A 24,343-nucleotide genomic window follows, 5' to 3' on the forward strand; every position below is an offset into this window, starting at 1 on the left:
TAATGGCATATCCAGATGATATAGATAAATTTAATGATAAGTTAAACAAAATCGAAGGTAATATTTATGTAATTGAGGAAAAAGTAGATTTAGTTAATGGATCATATGAGAGTGAATTACAGCATGACAATATTTCTGTATCTTCACTTAATGTTTATACAGGGGAAAAACTTACAGGAAATAAAGTAGACACTTATACACTTTCAACACCTTCTACAACTCCATGGAAAAAAATAATAAAAATATATTCAAGTGTTACACCCTTATATATCAGTTACGAAACTACAGGAGATACCGTAGAGGCTGATGATATAAACAAAGTTCAATGCAGTATAACCAATATAGAAAATGAAGTTGATAGGTATAAGGATTCTAATAATACAAGAGTATTAAATGATGAAACTAGGATTAAAACGGTAGAAGATAATAAATCAGAAAAGACTTATGTTGACACTGAACTTCTTAAGAAGTCAGATAAAGCAGATACTTATACTAAATCAGAAACAGACCAAAGAATACAAATGGTTGTAAATGCAGCGCCTTCGGCATTGGATACTTTAAAAGAAATTGCCGATGCTTTGAATGATGATCCTAATTTTGCAGTAACAATTACAACTGAACTTTCAAAAAAAAGTTGACAAGATAGAAGGAAAGCAACTTTCAACGGAGGACTACACTACCACAGAAAAAATAAGTTGGCTGGTATACAGAATAATGCAAATAATTATGTGCATCCAGTTTCACATCCGGCAACAATGATTACGGAAGATTCAACCCATAGGTGGGCAACTGATACTGAAAAATCAAACTGGAATGATGCAAATAGCAAAAAACATACTCATGGAAATTTGAGTTTATTAGAAACTATAACACAAACATTAATAGATACTTGGAATACAGTTAGCAATAAAGTAGATAAAATAACTGGAAAAGGATTATCTACAAATGATTTTGATAATATTTATAAAACAAAATTAGACAGTATAAGTACAGGAGCGAACAAAATAAATTTATCCACCACAAATGGAAATATACAAATAGATGGGAAAGAAACTACAGTTTATACTCATCCAGGTAGTGGCACCAATCCACATGGAACAACAAAAAGTGATGTAGGACTTGGAAATGTAACAAATGATGTACAAGTAAAAAGGTCAGAAATGGGCATTGCCGGAGGAGTTGCAACTCTTGATTCAAATGGTGTAAATGCTCAGGCACCAAAATCCCATACACATGATGACAGGTATTACACTGAAACAGAGTGTGATACTAAGTATGCAACCAAAAGTGAAATATCACAAGCAGGCTACGGAGATATGCTTAAATCAGTTTATGATACTAATAACAACGGAATTGTAGATAAAGCAGAAGATAGTAATACAGTAGATGGAAAAAATGCATCAGATTTTGCTCCTTCAGGATATGGACTTGGTGGAATTTCAGCAAGATTAAATTCACCAGATTTAAACAATGTTATAAGTAATGGATGGTATGATTGCCGAACACCGACAAATTATGTTCCAGATATCGGCTCTAATTGGCATAAATTATTAGTAATAGCCTCAGCTGACACTAACTATGTTACACAAATAGCTTTTTCAATGGTAAATCAAACAAGTGGTTCTGCTTGGATAAGAGAAAAAAGAGCGGGGACATGGGGGAATTGGATAAGAATTCTAACATCTTCGAAACAGTGTTCTTGGAATGACCTCAAGGGGGTGTGATGGATGTATGGTACTGAAAACTATGGAACAAATCAATATGGAGTAAATAACACACAAGATGTAATTATACCCTCAAATTATAAAAGTAATTTAATTGGAAATGTTCACAAAGTATACAGGCAAGATAAATGGTTAAATGAAATTTTTAAAGCTACAGGCATAGACTTAGATAGTTTAGGTGGTAATATCCAAGATCTTATAAATCAATTAAATCCTTCTACTGCAACATGGGGACTTAATTTATGGGAGAATGAACTTAATATTCCTACAGATATAAATGAGAGCTATGAGGAACGCAGAGAGGTTATAAAAGCAAAACTATGGAGCTATGGGACAACAACGAAGCAAATGATAAAAAATGCCGCAGAAGCTTTTTCTGGTGGAGAGGTAAATATAATAGAACATCCAGAAAACTACAGTTTCACAGTACAATTTGTTGGAGTTTTAGGGATACCAAAAAACTTAGAAGCTTTTAAAGAAATGTTAGAAACAATAAAGCCCGCTCATCTTGGGTACGATTTTAAATACACCTATACAGTTTGGGATTTTATAAAAAATAAATCGGAAACATGGGATGGTGTAAAAACGAATACATGGAATGAATTAAAAGTATTTAGTGATAATTAAGGAAGGTGATATTTATGCAACAAACAACTAATTATGCTTTAAAAAAGCCAGATGGAACTGATGTAGTTGATATATCTGTATTAAATGGAAATATGGATATAATTGATGCAGAATTAAAGAAAAGAGCAATTGATAATTACGCAGTTACAACAAATAGCGGAAACGCATATTCAATAACTCTTAATAATGTATCAAGTCTAACTGATGGATTACAAATAAGAGCAAAATTTAATGTAGCTTCAACAGGTGCTATAACTCTTAATGTAAATTCTTTAGGTGCGAAGTCAGTTAAAGATTATTTTGGAAATGCAGTTACAAATGTTAGAGCAAATTTACCAGCTAATTTAGTTTATGAAAGTTCTAGTGATTCTTTTATATTACAGGGTAAAGGAGGTGGTGGAACTGTAACTGCCGATAAAGTTTTAACAGGATATACTTTTACAAACGATAGTGGAGGCAATATATCTGGAATTATGGCAAATAGAGGAGCAGTTATAATTACTCCTGGAACAAGTAATCAAACAATAGCAAATGGATATCACAATGGAAGTGGCTATGTAAAAGGAGATAGTAATTTAGCTTCTGCAAACATAAAATCTGGATTAAGTATTTTTGGAGTAGCTGGCAAAAGCAGCGTAGTTGATACAGCAGATGCCACAGCATCAGCAGTACAAATACGAAGCGGTCAAACAGCTTACGTAAATGGCTCTAAGGTTGCTGGCACACTTGCAGTTCAAGCAACAGCAGCACAAACAATAACACCAACAACGAGTAATATTATAAAGTCAGCAGGAATTTATGATGGCCCAATTACTGTAGCTGGTGATGCTGATTTAATAAGCGCAAATATTAAATCAGGTGCAAACATATTTGGAGTAAGTGGCAAAAGTTCAGTTGTAGATACATCAGATGCTACAGCTACAGCAAATCAAATATTAAATAGTCAAAGTGCATATGTAAATGGTGCAAAGATTATAGGTACTATGGTTAGCTTACAAACGCTTGACTTATCATTATCAAGTGATGCGTATAACTTTACTGATTCTAAAGGATCAATATCATCACAGCATTATGTTGATGTTCCTGTGCTACAAACTCCAAAACTTATTTTAGTTTTTAATCCAACATATAATTTTATTGACCCGGCGATTTACAGCGATGATATTATATATCAGGCATCTTCGCTGAGTGTAGCATGCCAAATTATATCCGCTGGAAGCTATTTCTCAAGTGCCATCGTTAATGGAAAATATAGAATTCCAATCCCAAATTTTCCGGGAACATACAGATGCAGAATTTTTTATTAAATATGAACTAATAATTAAATAGGAGGCGTAAAATGAATAGAAATGTTTTTAATACTTTAGTTGCTGTACTAGGCGGGTTATTTACTTATTTATTGGGTGGGTGGGATACATGCTTAATAGTTTTAGTTGCCTTTATGGCTTTAGATTATGCAACTGGAGTTATAGGCGGATGGATACAAAAGAACCTAAATAGTAATAAAGGATTTAAAGGCATACTTAGGAAAACTACAATAATAATAGTCGTTATTGTAGCCGTCTTATTAGACAGGCTTCTTAAAAATGGCACATGGGTGTTTAGAACGCTCGTGTGCTATTTTTATATAGGTAATGAAGCTATTAGTCTTCTAGAAAATGTAGTGAAAATAGGTATACCAGTGCCTAAAAAGCTGGTAGATGCTTTAGAACAATTAAAAAACAAATAAAAGAGAGGATAGATAAAAATGACAATAAGTTATGATTTTGGACATGGAACTGGACAGGATAGAGGAGCAGAGGGATATTTAAACGAGGAAAAGGAAATAAGGACATATGCGCCTATAGCAATAGCAGCACTTCAAAGAGCAGGGCACAACTGTGTAAATTGTACTCCGACACAGGGCAGAATGAGTTTACAAGAATCTTTAACATATAGAACGAATCAAGCAAATGCAAGTGGTTCAAGCTTGCATTTATGTTTTCATGTAAATGCTGGTTGTGGCAGAGGGTCAGAAATAGAAATTGCACCAAATGCATCAAGTACAAGTGCTAGAGTTGCAGAATCTGTATTAAGTCAAATATGTGCATTAGGATTTGAAAATAGAGGAATTAAAACACCTAGGTTATGGGTAACAGATCACACTGATATGCCAGCAATATTGATTGAACCATTCTTTTGTGATACTCAAGCAGATTGCAATAAATATAATCCAGAAGCTTTAGGAGATGCAATTGCTAGAGGTGTTATATCAGCAATGGGCGGTACTTACACACCAGTATCAAGCGGAAATTCAGCAAGTGGTTTTACTCCAAATGGCAGCATCAAACAATTACAAAGTCTTATTAATGCAAATCCGGATGATATACCAGGACCGGAAACCTTAGGAAAATCACCTTTACTTCAAGTGGGCAGTACTGGAAATGTAGTTAAATGGATTCAATATGTTCTGAATAGCCTATGCGGTGCAGGACTAAGTATAGACGGAATATTTGGAGAGGCTACAAGACAAGCAGCAATTATTTATCAGAAAGCTCATGGGCTTGTTGCGGACGGAATTATTGGAAAAGCTACATGGTCAAAAATACTACATTTAAGTTAATCTAAAGTGTCAGAAATGGCACTATTTATTTATAAAAAATAAAAATTAAGGAGAGGTTTTATTATGATATCAAATAATACGTTGATGTTAATATCAGTAATTGGGGTTACTTTTGGAGCTTTAGGAGCTATGTTGGGAGTTGTACCATACTTAAAAAAGAAAAATGTAAATGTAGATGGAGCTATAAAAGAACTAAATAATAAAGGAGAAATTGTTAAAGCTGTGGCAGATGAATTAAAACCTATATTACCAAAATCAGCGCAAACAGTAATTGAAATTATAGAAAAATGGGCGCCGATTGCTGTCGGAAAAGCTGAACAACTTTATCATGCAGGTGATATACAAAAGGATGATAGAGCACAAATAGCTGAAAATGTAGTGCTAAGTGTATTAAAAGAAATGAATATAAATTTAGATGATAATAAGAAGGAGCTTATAGATGCAGCTATAAAAAATGCGGTCAAAGATTTAGGACATGCTCCAGTAAGTGAAGCTGAAAAAAACAAGCAACTTCAAGATGCATTAAACAAGGCAGATACTCTTCAAAGTCAAAACTTACAGCTACAGCAGAAACTTAATACAATTAAATCTACAGCAGTAGTACAATAGTAAAATACCTAGTAGGATTGTCCTGCTAGGTATTTTTTTTCTTTATAAAAGCAAAGTTTAAGAAGTATGGAATTAAGCTTACAATAAATATCTTCTGATAAGTATCATAATCAGTTTTTAAAACAGATAAAAATGGAGTTATATCAGATAAACTTAGAAGATAATTATATATAGGAGAAACAACTATAATTCCTGCTATTAAATAAAAGGCAAAAATAATTGATTTTAATCTATGAATATTAAATTTTGTATCTAAGTTTATTTTTGTGTTGCCAAATGGGTTCAAATATTTGCAATTTTTTTATGGGCTTGTATAAAAAAATAATAATTTCTTTAGGTATATTACCAATAAAAAAATCTTTTGTATTGGCTTGGGTAAATATTATAAGAAAATTGAAAAACGAAAAAGTAAAAGTTAGAAAATACCATATAAGCAAGTGAAGAAAAATAAATAATGGTATAAATGAAAATTTCGCGCAATAAGTAACTACGTATTCAAATTTTTTATCTAATAATCCTGCTAATACCAAAATAAATATAAGAAATACAAATAAACTACAAAAAGTATCAGCATTGTTTTCAAACTCGATATTAAAGTATGTTCTTACGCAGAATCTTAATGAATATATAAAGATAAAAAGCATAGCAATAGATGCTATAACATAACTAAGTAGATTCAATTTTATTCATCTCCTTTTAACGTTTATTATGTTTAGTATAGTGTATCACATTAAATGAAAAAATGTTTTTAAGATATTCTATAATTTAGTTTTTTATCTAAAAATAAGTTTTTATTGACATAAAGTATAAAATTGTTACAATTAAAGTAAATATATAGGCGATTTTTAAAATATTCAAAGAATGGAGCTGATTATATGCTAATATTAGTATTAATAGCAATTGCTTTAATCACTTTGGCTATAAGAACAGAAGTAAAAAGTAACCGTGCTCATAAGAAAAATAATGCACATACAGAAAGAGAACCTAAATCTATTGAAGTTAAACAATATAAGCAATACAGTATAAATTTTACCAAAGAAGTTTTTAATGATTTTGTATCATTAGACTTTGAAACAACAGGCTTAAGTGCCAATATTGATAAAATAATTGAAGTGGCAGCAACTAAATATTGCAATGGAAAAATAGTAGATGAATTTCATTCTTTGATATACCCAGAGATACATATACCAAGTAGAATTACTAAGATAAACAATATTGATGATAGTATGGTTAATGGATGTCCTAGAATAAGTGAGATAGTTCCTAAGTTATTAGAATTTATAGGAGATTTACCAATAGTAGCTCATAACGCAAGTTTGATATTGGTTTCTTAAATGCAAATATAGATGGCGACGGATATGTTAAAAACAAGGTTATTGATACTTTAGGTTTAAGTAGAATGATGTACAAGAACTTAGATAATCATAAACTGATAACCATAAAGGAATATTTCAAAATGGATTTAGATAGCCATAGGGCATCAGATGATACCAAAGTTGCCGCAGAAATATATATAAAATATTGTAAAAAGATTATTGATGAAGTAAAAAAGAACGATGATATAGTATTTAGTGAAGATGAATTAAAATGCTATGAAATAATTAAAGACATGCTTATTAGTGAAAATAAGAATATTGAATATTTAAGATATTCACGTACAGGAAATTATTTTGATATAAATATTTTTTATAATTTTTTCAGAATCAAATTAACTGCTAAAAAACATTTTATAGTTTCAAGATATTCTATGGATGAATTAAAAGCGGTAATTCCAGATGGAAACTATGAGCTATCTCCAAAATCAGAAACAGGTAGGACGAGAATAATAATAGAAGATTTAAATGATATATTAAAGTTTAAAGGACTAATATTAAAATCATTTGACAAATCAATTAAAGATGTAGGCTATTTAAAAAACAATATTAAAAATGGAGATTATGATATAAATAGATATTTGATGAGCAATCTTAAATAAAAGGAGCACTAAATAATGCTCCTTTTTCCCGCATTTTTCCCGCAAAAGTTTTATATAGGTTTATACCAGTAAAATTTATTGTATACGTAAAGCCTTATTTTATGGCGATTATATATTCTCTTATTTTAAAATATTTCTAAAAAATCGAATCTGGAGGTCGTGGGTTCGACTCCCTCTGGGCGCACCAATATACATATTAAATAAGGCATTGCGTAAGGTTGATAGTAGCTTATCAGCCTTTATTTTTTTATAAAATAACACAACCGTAACACAACCCACAGGAAAAAGTTATAATTTAGTATGATTTTAAAAGCAAAAAATAAAAATAGCTTATTGAAGCTATAAAGCAAATAAGCTATTAATTTTCTCTACTGCTGCTATTTTCTGTTTAGGCATAACGTGAGTATATATATTAGCAGTTATTGATATATCAGAGTGACCAAGAAGCTCTTGAACTGTTTTTAATGGTACGTCAGCCTCGAATAATCTTGTCGCATAAGTATGGCGCAAAGCATGAAACTTTTTATGTGATATACCAGCATTTTTTAAAGCTCTTGCATAGCTCCTATCTAAATTTCTAGGATCTGTTGGTTCTCCTATTTCATTAGGGAATACTAAGTCATTATCAACGTAAATAAGCTTATTTTTTAGCTTTTCTGCTAATTGATTTTTTCTATGTTTTTTCAATTCAATTATTACGTTTGAAGGTATTGGAATGGTTCTTTTACTATGTTCTGTTTTTGGTGGCTGCTCTATTATTTCAGTTTTATTACCCTCTGTTTTACCTAATATAGTAACTCTTTTAAAGGTTCTTTTTACACTAAGCTCATTCTTTTCAAAGTTTATATCATGCCATTTTAGAGCGGTAACTTCTCCAAGTCTTAAGCCAGTGGCAAAGACCAATATAAACAATACTCTATGCCTATGATTATCCAATGATCTTATAAATTGCTGCTGCTCTTCAACAGTGAATATCTCAACTTCCTTTTTACTGGCCAGCTTTGGAAGTATTACATTGTTGCTGCAATTAAATAAAATATATGTTTCTTTGACAGCTTGGTTTAAGCAGCACTTAATAGTTTTATTTATTGTCTTAATTACGTTAGGACTTTTTTATGTTTACTCATTAAGACATTATAGTATGCCTGTAAATTTGAAGTACTTAAGTCCTTAAGCTTTATAACTCCAATTTCAGAGTTTTTAATGTAGTTATTGTAAATGCCATTATATTTCTCTAAACTTGAAGGTCTTAAATCATTTACTCTATATTCATATAACCATGTTTTAAACCACTGCTGCAAGGTTATTTTATCATCAGATGAAAGGAGACCTGCAGCAGATTTATTTTTATAATCATTCATTTTATCTATAGTTTCAATCTTAGTTTTTCCATAGAATTGTTTTCTGATTATATTAAATATGGTCTAGTGTTTGGTATTTATTCTGAATTGAATGAATTAACTGTGAGAGATATTAATGAAATGATTAAAGAAGATAATGTGAATTTTCCATATGAAAAGTGTTTATTTCCAGAATATTATCCGGATGCATATGATTTTTTAAAATCTGAATAAGATTGCGACCAAGCAAAAAAAAGTTGAAACTAAAAATAAAAAGAAGTTTGCAATAAAACTAGAGTTACAGTAGATAAATTATAAATATAGAACAGTGAAATATTGAGATTATAGGAAGGGACCTGTTAAATGCAGATTCTTTTTATTTTGTGATGAGTTTATTGGGAACAGCTTAATTTTTAAAATTTGAAGCAAGAATAATTTAATATATGTGGAGTCATACAGAATGTAAAAGCTATTCTAGGGTTTATTTTAATTTTTTGAGGATGTAAAAATAAAAATTGTTAATTTAAAAAGATATGCGCTAGTTGGTATATTGGTAAAAAAGACAAAGTTGGAAGTAAGGACAGAATATGATAACAATAAGGGAGTTACATTTACACATAAATTCTATGATTCGGCGTCTATTTCAATTTTTACTATTTTTTTAGATAATCATAGAATGATATATACAACAAATCAAAAAGGTAGTCCAGACATAAGAAGTTTTAGTGCCACAGTAAAAGATGTATTTAAAAATTATGTTAAATTGTATAATAAAAATAAAAGAGAAAATGAAAGAATTGCATATCCTGTTGTTGATATAGTAAATTTACCTTCAAAGAAAGATATAAAAGAGAAATTAGAAACTGTTAAGAAAATAAGAAAATTAACGTTTAAATTATTTAATCCGAATGGTGATTTTAATATGAGTAATACATATGACGACATGCTAACTCAATTAGAAAAGGCTGGAGCTAAAAAGGGAAGCTTTGTTATAAATTCACCAACTAAATTTGAAAATGTTGCAGAAATGATAACAGACACTAAAGGGCTTGCAGAAGCAAAAATTGAAGTTGAGTATAAGGCAGGAGGAAAAGGTACTATAGATCATCAAACAATGGGTGAAAAAATATCAATAGATCTTCCAGAATATACATCAATAGGATCAGTATCTAATGTTGTCGTAAGTACGCTAAAAGATAAAAAAGAATTGAATGAAATAAGTGATGAAAACATTAAAATTTATGAAGAAAATAAACCACAAATTAATAGAATAATATCCAATCAAAATTAACAAAGGAGAGGGTAATAATGACTAAGAAGGAAATAATGACTGATAATTTAAAGGATTTAACAAAAGAAAAAAGTTTTAACAATATATTATGTGAAGGATTGAAGTTATTAAAACCCTCGAGAAGTAGAATAATATTTATGCTTATAATTTTAGTGATAATTATATTTCCTGTTTTTAATATTGCTTTTAAAAAAAATACTTTAGAAGAATTTTTGTCAATTATTGAATTATCAAATGATGTAATTAAAGATTTATTTGGAATAATATTTACTGGATATGCTCTTTTTCAAGCATTAGTAGGAGCCAATTTGTTAAAACAAAATGTTAATTAGCAAAATAGGGAAAAAATAGTGATTTTAAAACTTATAATTTATATTTTTTTTTATATATATGACTTTAAGTCTACACTTGGATACAAATTTTTATTTAAAGGGTAAAAACATAATATACTCAAAAGATACTTTAAAAAACGATTCAAAGTATAAATTTTGATTTTAAATATTATTCAAATCAAGTTTACATGCTTAACCTTGAAGCTGCATTAAATTATTTAAAAAATTATATTTCCTTTTGTATAAAAAGTTTAACTATAAATGAATTTGATCTTAAGACACTTTTTGAAAATTCACTTTATAGCATCATCAACATATTAGATGAACTCAGTTTTAATATAGAAGAAATAAACGATTCCAAACGAGAATATTTTGAAAAAATAGATAATGCAGAGTCTGCTGATGAATTGATGGACTTTGTTGACGTTTTAGAAAATAAATTCAATGCATTATTAGAGCATCAAAAGAATTCTTTTAATAATCATATAATAAGCGAAATTATAGAATATATATGCGAGCATTATGATGAGCAGCTTTCTCTAAAAGAACTGGCAAATAAATTCCATTTTAATTATTATTATCTTTCATCCTATTTTAGCTCTCATAGCAGTGAAGGTTTTAGTGAATACTTAAACAAAGTTCGTGTAGAAAAAGCATCAAAGCTTTTATTTGATGAAAAAATACCAGTTTCCGAAATCAGCTATATGGTTGGATATTCAGATCACAGTTATTTTTGCAAGGTATTTAAAAAGTTAAAAAAATTAACTCCAAGTAAATATAGAAAACTTATTTTGGATAAAAAAAGAGGTTCTTATGTATAATTTAACAAAAAGACTTAAAAATAAAAGCCTATTTTTTACTTTGGCCACAATAATGCTTATAAGCAGTGTGAGCATTTCAATTATAACTGCAATAAGTATAATGAATATCTCAAAGAAAATATTTATAAATAATTTTAGTATATCAAGTACAAAAATTTTAAAGCAAATCCAAGCTAATTCTTCAGATTTAAATGATAAAATTATAAGTACAATAAATACTGTAAACAATAGTTGGGCCTTTAGACGTTACTTTAGTGAAAATATAACTGATCCATCAGAATTATTTTATGTAACCTATAATCTACAGCAGCATATAAAAATCAATGAACAGCTTTTAAATGATAACTATATAGAAATGCTGCTTATAGGCAAAAATAATACTATTTATATAAGCAATAGCTCTTTGCTTACCACACCTGTTAGTGTAATAAAAAATAATGTTATAACAAAAATAGCACTAAAAAATCCATATAGAGTTTTATATCAATATAACAATTATGGATTTACAAGTCTAACTAAAAATGACAGTGCAATAGTCGCTACAAAAGTTTTGTATGATCAATTAACAAAAAGCCCTTTTGGAGTAATATATATGACTATAAACGAAAAAGTTTTTAAAAAGCTTTATTCTAATTTCACTACTAGAGGTAATGATGTTGCAGTTATATCTTCTAATGGTACTGTAGTTTCTTCCAGCATTAATAATATGATTGGAAGTAAAAATTATAATCTTTTAAATCTAGGCAAAGAAATCAAAAAAATCATATTAAGTATTTAAATATAACTTTAAATAAAAAGAAATGCATAATATTATCACAATATATGCCCATATATGATTTTTATCTTGTAAATATAATAGATACAAATAAAGCTTTAAGTGACATGTATAATACTAAACAAATAATATTTATTTGCTCAATAATAATTTTTATAACCTTTTCAATTTTATTTATGGTAACAAGAAAAACTACAGCACCTCTCAGAATTTTAGTAAAAGAAATGTCTAAAATTACTGAGTGCAACTTTAACAATCACATAAATCTTAAGGGTAGTCCCGAAATAACAAAGCTTAGTAGTTCCTTTAATTACATGCTTGATAGTCTTAACGATTACGTAGAAAAACTAATGCTAGCCCAAAAAAAACAAAGAAAAGCTGAATTGTCAGCCCTTCAAATGCAAATTAACCCTCATTTCATATATAATACTTTAGCCTCCATAAAATGGCTAATGCTAAAAGGTGATAAAGAAAAAACAGGTAGTACTATAGATTCTTTTATCTCTTTACTACAGAATACAATAAGTGATACAAGTGAAACAGTTACTGTAGAAAAAGAAATTCTTAATTTAAAAAATTATGTATTTATAAATGAAATGAGATACGGAGAAAAAATAAAGGTTAACTTTCATGTTTTTCCTCAATGCAATGAATATAAGCTTCCAAAACTCATGCTGCAGCCTTTTATAGAAAATGCTTTTTTTCATGCCTTTACAGGCGACGAAGAAGGACATATTCACGTATTTATATCAGAAAAAAGTAAAAATCTGCTCTGCGAAATAATTGATGATGGAATTGGTATAGATAAAACTGAATTATCAACTTTATTTTTATCAAAAACTTCAAAGCATAAGCACTTTACAGGAATAGGTATAAAAAATGTCGATGATAGAATCAAGCTTTTATATGGTGATAAATATGGTGTATCCATAAAAAGCAAACCTAACGTTGGAACTACAGTGAGCATAGTTTTGCCTATTATTTTATAAATTTATATGGTACAATTTAAATAATTATATGAAAATGTATACATTTATCTCACAAAATATTTAGGAGTGATCATGATGAACTTTTTAGTACTAGATGTTGGCGGTCAAGCCATAAAATATGCCATTATGAATGAAAAAGCAGAATTTATAGAAAAAAATCAAAGCCCTACCCCCGTTGATACATTAGAACATTTTATCGATACCATAGGCTCGATTTTTGACAAGTACAAAAACGTAATTTCTGGAATAGCTATAAGCATGCCTGGAAGAATTAATAGTAATACTGGATACTTATATACTGGAGGTGCTTTGGAATACAATAATGAAACAGAAATAGGAACTATCCTAAGTAAACGCTGCCCTGTTCCAATTTCAATAGAAAATGATGGAAAATGCGCTGCACTTGCAGAAGCTTGGGTTGGAAATCTTAAAGACTATGATGATGGTATTGTAGTAGTTCTTGGTACTGGCATCGGCGGTGGAATAATTAAAGATAAAAAACTTCTCAAAGGAAAGCATTTTATTGCTGGTGAATTTAGCTTTATTTTTACTAATAATCCTCCTTTATACGGAAAATCTACTCAAACTTTTGCAGACGATTGTGGAACATGTGGACTAACTATCCCCCTTGCAAGATCCAAGGATTTACCATTAGACAAAGTAGATGGTCGTAAGTTTTTTGAATACGCTAACAGCGGCGATGAAGACGCATTACGGATATTAGATGAATATTGTCATAAACTAGTTCTACAATTATATAACCTTCAGCATATTTATGACCCTGAAAAGTTTGCTATTGGGGGTGGAATAAGTAGACAAGATATATTATTTCAATACATTGAAAAGAATATTGAAAAATGCTCAACAGAAATAAAATACATGATAAAACCTGAAATAGTACGCTGCAAATTTTTTAATGATTCAAATTTAATTGGAGCACTGCATAATTATCTTATGCGATTCGGAAAATAAAAATATTGCGAAGTAACAGTATCTTGAGATATTAAATGAGAGGACAAGTTCACACCCAAAATTCCGTAGGTACGGAGGAATTTTTTCCTTGCACTACCGTGGGAGCGAAGTAATACTGCTGAAGGAACGATTTAAAAAAATTCTAATAAATCTTGGTAAAAAATCATAAAATACTTAGATATTTTAATTTGTTTGACCGATAGGAAGTTATTGAAATATCTTAGGATTTTATGATTTTTTTACCTTAGATTTATAGAATTTTTTTAATGTTGCAAAGCAGTATTACTTCGCAATATTTTTACTTTGTCATTACTTCTACTTATTGCTAATTTTATGATAATATCCATTAACTTTTGAAGCATCCTTGCTGTTGATTATAACAAAGCCATCTTTTAACATTACATATAAATACGGTCCCTTGTTCGTTTCAAGAAAAATATGTCCATCACCATACCCTGATACATTAAATCTACCTCTGTTTATATCCTCCATATTAAGTCCAGATATTTTGCTGAAATTAGGAATTGTATTTTTAATATATACTTTTTTTATGTCATTAAAATTAAAACTTGTTGATTCTAGACCTGATTTTATTTTTACTTCTTTTCCATTTACACTAACTTCTGTCTTTCCATTAAGTTCTATTCCAAAAATAATTCCTATAGGTATAATTGTCACTAGAATAATAACCAATATAACTATTAAGCCCAGCTTATTTTGTTTTTGCCTTGATCGTATTGAATTTTCATTCTCTGATAAAATGTATTTTCCGCTTCCTTTTACAGATACCATAACAAGCACCATTATCAAAATAAAAAAGATAATCAATGATATAATAAATAACCTGTCATATTTAAAAAATAAATTTAAAAAGCCTAAAACTATTAAAAGTCCACCTATATACATAAGGTTTTTTCCATCAAACTTAGCAAGTCCCTCTCTATCATATTCTTTTGTCATATCATATCCAGAAAGTATTTCTATTTTCTTTGATTTATATAAAAATACTCCTATCCCCAATATTAAAACTCCACATAGAAAAAATGTTAAAAAGAGCATTAAATTCATCTCCTTTATTTTGTTATATTGGTATTATAACATATAGGTTTATAAAAAGCATGAAATTCTTAAACTATATTACAATGAAATGTTATAATTACAACAATATGGATCAATAAAGAAAATCTATACTCAATTTTTAACCTTTTAGCTTATCTATAAGCTCGCTTACAGACATTGAATGTGATGTAAACTTAGTGATATCTACTTTATTTTCAATAACCTTTTTAAGAAGCGGTAATTTTTTGGCATCGCTATTATTATTGCCCCTACAATATGATTATACTTTATAAATATTCTTTTGTACGACAAAGACATATCATCTCCATCAGTTAATGTAGTGCTGCACTGCTTCTCATCTACATTTCCTATAGAAAATAAAGAAATGTTAAAAGCATTTAAAGTTGTTACAGGTACTATCCCAGAGTACTTAACCTCTTTACCTGCTATATTGTATCCCGCAATTTTTCCCTGATTGGCTGCTGCGCTCCAGCTTCCCGATATTTTACCCTCAAATTCTGCAACATCACCAGCAGCATATACATCTTTTAATTTAGTTTGCATCATATTATTTACTATTACACCATGATTTAAACTTATTAGTGAATCTTGAAGGAAATCTATATTTGTCCTTATACCCACAGAATAAACTACCATATCACATTTTAAATTATCACCAGAATTTGTTAAAGCTTCTTTAACCTCACTTTCTCCAACGATGGTCTTAACCTGAGTATTCAAATGTACTTCTATATTAAAACTTTCAATAGCTCTTTGAAGAGTCCTTGAAGCTTTATCGTCAAGTTGTGCAGGCATTAATCGGTTTTGAAACTCAACTATAATAATTTTTTTTCCATGTTGATGGAGTACCCATGCAGTTTCTAAGCCTTGTATTCCTCCGCCTATGTTTAAAATCACTTCTTTTTCTCTTAAAGTATCTTGCAACTTTTTAATATCCTCTAACTTCCTTATTGAATATACTCCCGGCTTTTCTATACCTTGTATTGGAGGAATAAAATTATGAGCTCCACTTGCCAAAAGAAGCTTTTTATAGGAAAATTTACTTTCATCATCTAAAATAACCTTGTGGTTATCAGTATCAACTTTAATAACTGATCTACCTAAATACAAACTTACATTATTGGCTGCATACCAATCTTTTTTTTTTGCAAAAGAATTTTATCTTCCTCAAGATTCTCAAGCATACTTTTAGTTAATTTTATTCTGCTGTAAGGATAAAACTTTTCATCCCCAATAAGGATTATCTCCGATTCTTTATCATACTCTCTTATTGCCTTTATTGCATTTACAGCGGCAACTCCAGCTCCAACAATAATAATCCTGCAAGCCACCTTATTTCCCCACCTCCATTTTTGATAACATAATTTTTGCAAAATTTTTTTCCAAACTCCATGCAGCTTTGAAGTTCCTGTTCATCTGGCATGTATTTAGCCTTTAATGGTTCTTCTATAACTTCGATTTTAGCCTTTGTAAGATAATCAGATAACATTTTAGGGGATTCTCCACTCCAACCATAACTTCCAAAAGCTGCGCCAACCTTATCAATAAACTTTAGCCCCATTAAATCTTCCACAACTGGCATTATTGACGTTAGTACACCGTTATTTACCGTCGATGACCCTAAAATTATGCCTTTAGCCTTAAAAACTTCCGCTAAAATATCATTTCTATCAGCTGTTCCTGTATTGAATATCTTATATTGAACGCCTCCTTGTGCCAAACCCTTTGCTATAAATTCCGCCATATTATGTGTTGCTCCCCACATAGAGTTATATATTATTACAGCGCTTTTTTCAGATATACCCTTTGACCACTCATAATACTTCTCAACAATTTTCATAGGATCTTTTCTCCATATTATTCCATGACTTGGTGCTATCATATCTATAGGCAACTTAAGTTCTTTTATCTGTTCTATCTTTTTAGTAACCATTTTGCTAAAAGGTGTCAATATATTTGCATAGTACTTTAACGCTTCCTGATAAATCTCACATTCATCTGCCAAGTCATTAAAAAGCTTTGAAGATGCATAGTGCTGCCCAAAGGCATCATTGGAAAACAAAATATTTTCTCCTAGTAAATATGTAAACATACTATCCGGCCAGTGCAGCATTGATGCTTCTATAAACATAAGCTCATGCTTTCCTATGTTAATTTTTTCGCCTTGAGTAACCACCTTTAAATTCCAATCTGTATGGTAATATTCCTTTATACTTTCCATTCCCTTTTTGGACACTATTATAGTGGCATTAGGAATGTACTTCATAATAGTAGGCAAAGCTCCAGAATGATCTGGTTCCAAATGATTCATTACAACATAATCTATTTTGCTTATATCTACAACCTCTTTCAAATTTTCAATAAGCCTATCCGTCAGTGGTTCCCATACCGTATCTATAAGTACTGTCTTCTCATCTTTTATAAGATATGCATTGTATGAACTTCCTCTATGCGTTGAAAGCTCATAACCATGAAAATATCTTACTTTCCAATCAATAGCTCCTACCCAGTAAACATCCTTACTCAATTCTTTCATTATTTTCACTCCTTACAAATAATTCCTAAGATTAATATGAGCGTTTACCGTATTAATTATTCAAAAAAAATTTGATTGAAATCACATTAATTAATAACTTTCGGCAGTAAAATAAATCTATAAATTAATGAAATACTTAGGAGGTATTGTATATGAACTCAATAAATGAAGATAGAATTAAAAATCTTACAGCTGTTTTAAGAAAGCTTAACGAAGGTGTAACGGAAGAATCAAGGAGAGAAGCTTTAAATATAGTTGCAAATATAGATCCTATAGAATTATCTATTGCAGAACAGCGCCTTATAGAGCAAGGGGTAAATCCACAAGACTTAAGAAATTTATGTGACATCCATATGGAAGTTCTTAGCGATGAATTGGTAAAACTCAAGAAAAAAATTGAGCCTGGGCATATGTTAGATACTCTTATAATTGAACATGAAAAAATAAAGGAATTCTTAACAGAATTAGAAGCACTTAATTTAACCATTCAAGCCTTAAATAATTACAGTGAAAATCCAAACTTATTTACAAAATTAGAGCATTTAGCAAATAATATTTTGGATGCAGAAAAACATCACAAACGCGAAGAAGATGTATTATTTCCAGAGCTTGAAAAGAGAAATATTACAGGTCCAACTAGAATAATGAGGATGGAACATGATGATCTTAGGAAAAGGAAAAGATTGCTCAGAGACGCAGCACATGAAGCTCAAAATGCTGACTTTGATGAATGTAAAGCAAAAGTAGATGAATTGGCTAAATATATTGTTTTTCATCTAAGAGACCACATTTATAAGGAAAATTACATTTTATACCCTACAGCTATAGATGCATTAAAAGATGAAAATTTATGGGCAGAAATGAAAAACAAAAGTGATGAAATAGGCTACTGCCCTTTTACACCAGGAAAATAGTACAAAGATTGCGAAGTAACAATGCTTCGTCGCATAAACCACTGTGGGTTTAGGCGTTTAGCCCATGTGATTCTTGAACTAGATAAAAGTACTTTCTTAAATAGTCCTATAAATCTAAGATTTATTAGGACTTTTTTAAATCGTTCTTTCAGCATTGTTACTTCGCTCCCACAGTAGTGAAACAGAAGAAAATCATCCTTTTTTAGCTTGAAGCTTTATCTCTTCTTCTTCAATAATCTTTTTATCTAATCTTTCAAACAAAATTTCAAACTCCCCAATTTGTTTTCCACACTCCAAAGAAAAATACTCAAACTTATCCACATTAAATTCAAGCCAGTGCTTAATTTTGTGAGATGAAAAAGGTAAAAATGGTTCAAGTATATTGGCTATATTAGCTATTGCATTTAAACAATTATAAATAACATTTCCGCAAATCTTCTTATCACTCTTTATAGTAACCCAAGGAGTATTTTCATCAAAATATTTATTTATGCTTCTTATAAATTCAAAAACCTCATCAACAGCATTTTTTAGTTCTCCATGTTCTATCTTATCTCCTATATTAACATACAGCTCTAAAATAGATTTTTTTAAAGCTTCATCTTCTTCTCCCTCTGGCACGAAGTTATCAAAATACTTATTTACAAAAACCAAAGTTCTATTTACAAGATTGCCATATGCAGAAAGAAGCTCGTTATTATTTTTCTTAATAAATTCTCTAAAAGAGAAATCCGTATCCCTTCTCTCTGGCCCATTTGATATGAGAAAATATCTTATGGCATCTGGATTATATTTTTCAATTATATCTGGAACCCAAACCGCCCAATTGTTACTTGTTGATATTTTTTTCCCTTCCAAAGTCACATATTCACTAGAGACAACCCTGTCAGGAAGTTTTTCGATTCCAATTCCACTTAAAAGGGCTGGAAGTATAACGGTATGAAATGGAATATTGTCTTTGCTATGAATATAGTAGCTTCTAGCATCCTTATCCCAAAACTTTTTCCAATCTTTATGATTTTCCTCTCCCCATTTTTTGCTCACAGTTAAATATCCAAGAACAGCATCTATCCAAACATATATTTTTTTATCCTCATACCCTTCAATTGGCACATCTATCCCCCAATCAAGGTTTCTTGAAATTGCCCTGTCGCGAAGCCCTTCTTTTAAATATCTTTCCGTATTGTTAACCGCATTTAATCTCCATTCACTTTTAGTTTTATCAAAATACTTTTTAAGGGTTTGCTGAAATTTTGAAAGTGCAAAATACAATTGCTTTCCACTTTTTACAACTGGTTCTTCGCCGCATAGCTTGCACTTTCTATTATTCAATTCTAGTGGTTCTAATATAGTTTGACAGGAATCACACTGATCTCCCCTTGCCTTATTGCCGCATACTGGACAAGTTCCTTCAACATACCTGTCTGGCAAAAATTGATTGCAATGTTCACAATACAGCTGTTTTACTTCCTTTTCATAAATAAATCCATTTTTATATAACTTTTTAACTATCTTTTCAATCTCTTTTTTATGATATTCGTCATCTGTTCTTGAATAGTAATCATAGGAAAATCCAAGTTTATCAAAGCAATATTTGAATTCCTTATGGTACTTATCTGTAATTGCACCTGGTTTTATATTTTCTTTTTTAGCTCTTATGGCAATTGGTGTTCCGTGGCAGTCACTTCCTGAAACATATAATACGTTATCTCCCTTCGCCCTATAATACCTTGCAATAACATCCCCTGGTAATACTGATGAAATACGTCCCACATGCAGTGATCCATTTGCATATGGCCATGCCCCTCCAATTAAAATATTCATTTTTCATTCCTCCAATATGATTTTTTAAATCAAATGGAAAAGGAATTGATTTCCTTGTGCCTCGGATGAACTTTATAGAAAATAAAAAAACTCCCGTTCCTAAGAAATTAATCTTAGGAACGAGAGTTAACCTTCGTGTTACCATCCTATTTTACCTATACCTCGCGATATAAGCCTCTTCAAGTACGTCACAAAAATGGCTATGATTATACTCTATCCCTTTAACGTGAGAAACCCGCCGCAGCCTAACATATGAATTTCGGTACGGAGCTCCAAGGCCATTTTCACTTTAATATTCCTCTCTCCCTCTCACCAAATAGGAGTTCTCTGTAAAAGTAATTTTTAAAGCTACTTTCCTTGTATAATGATGGTGCATTTGTTGTTGAACAACTTTCGACAGTACAATAAATTTATAAACTAATGAAATACTTAAGAAGTATTGTAATGAACTCAATGAGCGAAACCCATGCCCCGTGAATGTTTGCTCGCTGAAAAAATGCTCAGACAATTGAAATATCTAAGCATTTTATAAGTTTTAGATTTATCTGACGAGAGGAAGATAAATCATCCTTCATTGTACTCTGTACCCCTTACTCTTTCTTTGCTTCACTCATAAGTCTTGGGAACATAATATTATTTTCAAGATGAATGTGCCTAAAGGTATCATCCTCCAAAGCTTCAAGCAGTCTATAAGTCCCTATATAACTGTTACAAACATCTTCTGGAATTTCATAATTATTTGTAATTTCCCTTAATTCCTTTAATATAGAGCCTGCTCCCTCGTGTTCTTCTTCTAATTCTGTGATTTTTTGAGTTGCATTTATTAGTATATCTTCATCTCCTGTTTTTTCGTATTCAATTATAAGTGGAAATACAATTTCTTCTTCCTTTATAAGATGCTGCTCAAATTCCATCTTTAAACTGTGAAAAAGCTTGTGTACTTTAATTAGTTCTGAGTGGTTTGCACCGTGTACTCTTAATATTTTTGTTGTAAGCTGCTAAGACGCGGTAGTGTCTCATTCAAATAAGCATGATGAGTATTTATAACGTGTTCAATTAGCCTTGAATAAGGTTCTCTGTTCCAATCTACATTCTTTGTCTCTTCAATTATATATTTACTATATTCTTCATTTATTTTAGATACTATTTCTTCTCCACTTAGTCTTTGTTCCTTAATAGCTTCTTTAAGCAGTCTATCTCCTCCACAGCAAAAATCTATTTTATACTGTTTAAATATCTCCATAGCCCTTGGAAACTTGGCAACAATCTCTCCAATTTTTTGATCTAAACTAAATATATTATTCATAATTTTTATCCTCCATTTTATTTTATCTTTAGCTATAATTTACCCCAAAAGCAGCCATTAATTCTGTGATTGAAATCAAATTTTAAATTGATTGTGGTCATAGTTTAAATAGTCAATAACTCATATAATCAAAGCATCGGTAATACAAGAGATATACGAAGGAGAGATAATGATGAATAATAAAATACAAATTGCTGAAAAATCATTTTGGGTTGGTAAGGTAGATGATAGACCTGTTCCATTCCACAGATTGATACTAGAAAAAGGAACAACCTATAACTCGTATCTTTTAGAAACTGAAAAGCCTACATTAATAGATACTGTAGATATTTCTTTTGGAGTAGAATTTGTAAAAAAGCTTTCAGAAAACTTTGACTTAAATACTTTAAAATATGTAGTCATAAACCATGTAGAGCCAGATCATGCAGGTGCACTTCCTGCTTTAATGAGCAAGGCAAAAAATGCCGTAATTGTTACAACTGAAAAAGCTAAAGAATTTTTGAATGGCATGTTTAAACTGCATAACAGAGAATATCTTATAATAAAAGATGGCGATACCCTAGACATAGGCGGAAAGACATTAAAATTTTTTCAGGTTCCATATCTTCATACAGAAGAAACCATGATAACTTATTCAATTGAAGATAAGGTGCTTTATCCTTGTGATATATTTAGCACTCACATAGCAACTTACAAATTATTTAATGACCTTGCATCAGAAGATATAACTGAAGACTTTAAAGTTTACTACTCGCTTATTATGGCCTCTCACAGACCTTATGTAAGAGAAATGCTTCATAAGCTAAAGGATATAGAAATAAATATTATAGCCCCAGCTCACGGCTTTATATTAAGAAATAATGCTAAAAAGTTTATTGATTTATACGATAAAATGAGTCTTAAAAATGCATCCAATAAAAAAGCGCTTATTTTATATACTTCTATGACAGGCAATACTGGAAAAATAGCAAATGATATTTATGAAGGTCTTATAGACTCAGGAATAGAAGCCAGAATAATAAATGCCAAAACCTCATCAATTGATGTTGTAAAAGAAATGGCAGCGGAAAGTGACATAATTGTCATAGGAAGTTCCACAAGATACGGTGACATGATAGGTAATATTGAAGCTTATATAAAAGAAATAGTTTCTATGGATCTTTCTAGCAAATACGGTTTTGCCTTTGGCTCTTATGGATGGAGTGGTGAAGCTATAGAAATAATAAATGATTATCTAAAGCAGAGCAACATAAATCTCCTTGATTCTACTAAAATTATTAAAGCTACAGGGGAAAATGATCTACACCTTCCTCTTAGAATTAACTTCTATGATAATGCTAAAAAAGTGACCTCCGTAAACACAGGAAAAATGGCCGCAGAATTTATAGTATAACTTTAACTAAGGCCGCCCCAATTTTGACGGGCAGCCTTTAAAATCATTTTAAAGATAAACCACCTTGAAACTTGAAATTTATTTGTACCAAAATGCCGTCTTCTAGACATTTTGGTGCACATGAATTTCAATAGTTGAAGCGGTTTATCTACATCATATTCTGAAAATATGCTTTGTTCTTTATTATAAGCCTCTTATTGCCTATTAATTCAATTACACCATCATCCTGAAGAGAAGTGAGTTTTCTACTTATAGTTTCTCTAGTGACCCCTATGTAGTTTGCCATTTCTTCTCTGTTTAATGGAAGGTCAATAACTATTCCATTATCATCTTCTACACCAAAATCTCCTGCAAAGCTTAAGAGCATAGAAGCAATTCTAGTTTCTATATCTTTTGTGCTTAGATTTTGTATAAGATTCTCAAGGCTCATCAGCCTATCATGAAGAACTTCAAGGATTTTTAAGGTTATTTCTGGGTTTCTAGTAATTATTTCATCAAAATCATCTTTTGCAATAGTGCATATTAAAGTATCTTCAAGAGCCTCTGCATTAAACTGAAAATTCCCCTTTTTTAAAAGGCTCATATCTCCAATAAACTTGCCTTCCGACAATATATATAATATCTGCTCGCGGCCTTCTCTGTTATACTTGTAAATTTTTATTTTACCCTGATTCACTATATAAAGTTTATCTTCAACATCACCTTCAAAGAATATAACCTGCCCTTTTCTATATTTCCTTGTAATAATTATATCTGATATTTTTTTAAAAGCTTCTGGTTGTAATGTTGAAAAAATATATACCTTTGATACACAGTATTTTCCTGTGCACTTAATACAATTCTTGTCACAATGCATATACCTTTCTCATCTCCCATTTCAATCTCTATATATTGTACCCTAAATTAAGGCAATATAGTTCTTATAAAACCCAAGATTTTAAAAACTCTAAAGTCCCACTTTTCCTAATCTACACAGTTTCATAAACCTCTAAAATTGAATACATTTGCAGTGAACCTCCAGTAGTGCATGTTAATATTATAACAAAGTCACTTTATGCCTTCAATATGAAGCTCTCAACGCTATTTTTGAAAAAATTAGGTTCACTGCAAAATTTAATACTTACACAGTGGACAAATATAGTATTCAACGCAGCTAGCATTATATTTTGTGCGCTGCAAGAGCATTAAATTTAGATTTTTCAAAACTCAGCCGAAAAAAATCATACTTCACTG

At 30.3% G+C, this 24,343-nt stretch carries 26 protein-coding genes, 1 pseudogene and 1 other annotated feature; of the genes and pseudogenes, 18 read left to right on the top strand and 9 right to left on the bottom strand.

Annotated elements, in window-relative coordinates:
• The first annotated feature begins 2 nt into the window (after positions 1-2).
• The 9 genes from AGR56_RS20240 (at position 3) to AGR56_RS09390 (ending at position 7,537) form a co-directional block, all read left to right on the top strand.
• Positions 3-638, top strand: a complete 636-nt coding sequence (locus AGR56_RS20240; protein ID WP_198150006.1) for a hypothetical protein — start codon at positions 3-5, stop codon at positions 636-638.
• Positions 639-695: 57 nt separating this feature from the next.
• Positions 696-1,724 carry a pyocin knob domain-containing protein gene (locus AGR56_RS21710; protein ID WP_053242035.1) on the top strand — a complete coding sequence of 343 codons (1,029 nt, stop codon included), beginning with the start codon at positions 696-698 and terminating at the stop codon, positions 1,722-1,724.
• A 3-nt stretch (positions 1,725-1,727) separates the two neighbouring features.
• On the top strand, positions 1,728-2,351 hold the full coding sequence (locus AGR56_RS09355) for a YmfQ family protein (protein WP_053242036.1): 624 nt from the start codon (positions 1,728-1,730) through the stop codon (positions 2,349-2,351).
• Between the two features lie 14 nt (positions 2,352-2,365).
• Positions 2,366-3,658 (top strand): hypothetical protein, encoded by a 1,293-nt coding sequence (locus AGR56_RS09360; RefSeq protein WP_053242037.1) that lies wholly within the window; start codon positions 2,366-2,368, stop codon positions 3,656-3,658.
• A 32-nt stretch (positions 3,659-3,690) separates the two neighbouring features.
• Positions 3,691-4,080 (top strand): phage holin family protein, encoded by a 390-nt coding sequence (locus tag AGR56_RS09365; protein ID WP_053242038.1) that lies wholly within the window; start codon positions 3,691-3,693, stop codon positions 4,078-4,080.
• Positions 4,081-4,098: 18 nt separating this feature from the next.
• Positions 4,099-4,953: an N-acetylmuramoyl-L-alanine amidase gene (locus AGR56_RS09370; RefSeq protein WP_053242039.1), complete on the top strand. Its 855-nt coding sequence runs from the start codon at positions 4,099-4,101 to the stop codon at positions 4,951-4,953.
• 63 nt (positions 4,954-5,016) lie between these two features.
• Positions 5,017-5,562 carry a hypothetical protein gene (locus tag AGR56_RS09375; RefSeq protein WP_198150008.1) on the top strand — a complete coding sequence of 182 codons (546 nt, stop codon included), beginning with the start codon at positions 5,017-5,019 and terminating at the stop codon, positions 5,560-5,562.
• Positions 5,563-6,437: 875 nt separating this feature from the next.
• Positions 6,438-6,896 carry an exonuclease domain-containing protein gene (locus AGR56_RS09385; protein ID WP_053242041.1) on the top strand — a complete coding sequence of 153 codons (459 nt, stop codon included), beginning with the start codon at positions 6,438-6,440 and terminating at the stop codon, positions 6,894-6,896.
• Positions 6,897-7,018: 122 nt separating this feature from the next.
• Positions 7,019-7,537: a hypothetical protein gene (locus AGR56_RS09390; protein ID WP_053242042.1), complete on the top strand. Its 519-nt coding sequence runs from the start codon at positions 7,019-7,021 to the stop codon at positions 7,535-7,537.
• A 339-nt stretch (positions 7,538-7,876) separates the two neighbouring features.
• Here AGR56_RS09390 and AGR56_RS09395 read toward each other — a convergent pair whose 3' ends face one another.
• Together AGR56_RS09395 and AGR56_RS09400 are read right to left on the bottom strand one after the other, a co-directional pair.
• Complete coding sequence (locus tag AGR56_RS09395) at positions 7,877-8,635, bottom strand: site-specific integrase (protein WP_084756930.1); 759 nt, start codon at positions 8,633-8,635, stop codon at positions 7,877-7,879.
• Positions 8,635-8,898, bottom strand: a complete 264-nt coding sequence (locus AGR56_RS09400; protein ID WP_053242044.1) for a hypothetical protein — start codon at positions 8,896-8,898, stop codon at positions 8,635-8,637. The genes AGR56_RS09395 and AGR56_RS09400 overlap by 1 nt, the downstream gene beginning before the upstream one ends.
• An 87-nt stretch (positions 8,899-8,985) precedes the next feature.
• On the opposite strand from AGR56_RS09400, the gene AGR56_RS22710 reads away from it, so the two are divergent.
• The 7 genes from AGR56_RS22710 to AGR56_RS09430 all read left to right on the top strand — a co-directional run bounded on the left by AGR56_RS22710 (position 8,986) and on the right by AGR56_RS09430 (position 14,057).
• Complete coding sequence (locus AGR56_RS22710; protein WP_269144224.1) at positions 8,986-9,111, top strand: hypothetical protein; 126 nt, start codon at positions 8,986-8,988, stop codon at positions 9,109-9,111.
• 334 nt (positions 9,112-9,445) lie between these two features.
• Positions 9,446-10,168, top strand: coding sequence for a hypothetical protein (locus AGR56_RS09405; RefSeq protein WP_207642173.1), 723 nt, complete (start codon positions 9,446-9,448; stop codon positions 10,166-10,168).
• A gap of 17 nt (positions 10,169-10,185) precedes the next feature.
• Positions 10,186-10,500: a hypothetical protein gene (locus AGR56_RS09410; protein WP_053242046.1), complete on the top strand. Its 315-nt coding sequence runs from the start codon at positions 10,186-10,188 to the stop codon at positions 10,498-10,500.
• 188 nt (positions 10,501-10,688) lie between these two features.
• The gene (locus AGR56_RS09415) at positions 10,689-11,321 is read left to right on the top strand and encodes a helix-turn-helix domain-containing protein (RefSeq protein WP_053242047.1); all 633 of its coding nucleotides are present in this window, start codon (positions 10,689-10,691) and stop codon (positions 11,319-11,321) included.
• A complete protein-coding gene (locus AGR56_RS09420; protein ID WP_053242048.1) occupies positions 11,314-12,099 on the top strand; it encodes a hypothetical protein in 786 nt (261 codons plus the stop codon). The genes AGR56_RS09415 and AGR56_RS09420 overlap by 8 nt, the downstream gene beginning before the upstream one ends.
• 44 nt (positions 12,100-12,143) lie before the next feature.
• Positions 12,144-13,085, top strand: coding sequence for a sensor histidine kinase (locus tag AGR56_RS09425; RefSeq protein ID WP_053242049.1), 942 nt, complete (start codon positions 12,144-12,146; stop codon positions 13,083-13,085).
• Between the two features lie 75 nt (positions 13,086-13,160).
• Positions 13,161-14,057 (top strand): ROK family protein, encoded by an 897-nt coding sequence (locus tag AGR56_RS09430; RefSeq protein WP_053242050.1) that lies wholly within the window; start codon positions 13,161-13,163, stop codon positions 14,055-14,057.
• Positions 14,058-14,372: 315 nt separating this feature from the next.
• Here the strand turns inward: AGR56_RS09430 and AGR56_RS09435 are convergent, their stop codons facing one another.
• The 4 genes from AGR56_RS09435 to AGR56_RS09445 all read right to left on the bottom strand — a co-directional run bounded on the left by AGR56_RS09435 (position 14,373) and on the right by AGR56_RS09445 (position 17,673).
• Positions 14,373-15,116, bottom strand: coding sequence for a DUF3784 domain-containing protein (locus AGR56_RS09435; protein WP_053242051.1), 744 nt, complete (start codon positions 15,114-15,116; stop codon positions 14,373-14,375).
• A gap of 204 nt (positions 15,117-15,320) precedes the next feature.
• Positions 15,321-16,247, bottom strand: a complete 927-nt coding sequence (locus AGR56_RS22715) for an FAD-dependent oxidoreductase (RefSeq protein ID WP_278279598.1) — start codon at positions 16,245-16,247, stop codon at positions 15,321-15,323.
• Between the two features lie 2 nt (positions 16,248-16,249).
• Complete coding sequence (locus AGR56_RS22720) at positions 16,250-16,468, bottom strand: FAD-dependent oxidoreductase (protein ID WP_278279599.1); 219 nt, start codon at positions 16,466-16,468, stop codon at positions 16,250-16,252.
• Positions 16,423-17,673 carry an MBL fold metallo-hydrolase gene (locus tag AGR56_RS09445; protein ID WP_084756932.1) on the bottom strand — a complete coding sequence of 417 codons (1,251 nt, stop codon included), beginning with the start codon at positions 17,671-17,673 and terminating at the stop codon, positions 16,423-16,425. Before AGR56_RS09445 ends, AGR56_RS22720 begins: the two co-directional genes overlap by 46 nt.
• A gap of 161 nt (positions 17,674-17,834) precedes the next feature.
• Here AGR56_RS09445 and AGR56_RS09450 point away from each other — a divergent pair, with 161 nt between their 5' ends.
• Positions 17,835-18,587: a DUF438 domain-containing protein gene (locus AGR56_RS09450; RefSeq protein ID WP_053243306.1), complete on the top strand. Its 753-nt coding sequence runs from the start codon at positions 17,835-17,837 to the stop codon at positions 18,585-18,587.
• A 192-nt stretch (positions 18,588-18,779) separates the two neighbouring features.
• Here the strand turns inward: AGR56_RS09450 and metG are convergent, their stop codons facing one another.
• The gene (gene metG, locus AGR56_RS09455; RefSeq protein WP_053242052.1) at positions 18,780-20,411 is read right to left on the bottom strand and encodes a methionine--tRNA ligase; all 1,632 of its coding nucleotides are present in this window, start codon (positions 20,409-20,411) and stop codon (positions 18,780-18,782) included.
• 112 nt (positions 20,412-20,523) lie between these two features.
• Positions 20,524-20,778 (bottom strand) — a binding site (T-box leader).
• A 223-nt stretch (positions 20,779-21,001) separates the two neighbouring features.
• Positions 21,002-21,717 (bottom strand): annotated as a pseudogene (gene ric, locus AGR56_RS09460) (iron-sulfur cluster repair di-iron protein).
• Positions 21,718-21,889: 172 nt separating this feature from the next.
• Between ric and AGR56_RS09465 the strand changes: the two are divergent.
• Complete coding sequence (locus tag AGR56_RS09465; RefSeq protein ID WP_053242053.1) at positions 21,890-23,110, top strand: FprA family A-type flavoprotein; 1,221 nt, start codon at positions 21,890-21,892, stop codon at positions 23,108-23,110.
• 148 nt (positions 23,111-23,258) lie between these two features.
• Here AGR56_RS09465 and AGR56_RS09470 read toward each other — a convergent pair whose 3' ends face one another.
• Complete coding sequence (locus tag AGR56_RS09470; RefSeq protein WP_053242054.1) at positions 23,259-23,966, bottom strand: Crp/Fnr family transcriptional regulator; 708 nt, start codon at positions 23,964-23,966, stop codon at positions 23,259-23,261.
• Between the last annotated feature and the right edge of the window lie 377 nt (positions 23,967-24,343).

Origin of the sequence: Clostridium sp. DMHC 10, from assembly GCF_001270375.1 — a bacterium.
Classification (GTDB): domain Bacteria; phylum Bacillota; class Clostridia; order Clostridiales; family Clostridiaceae; genus Clostridium_S; species Clostridium_S guangxiense.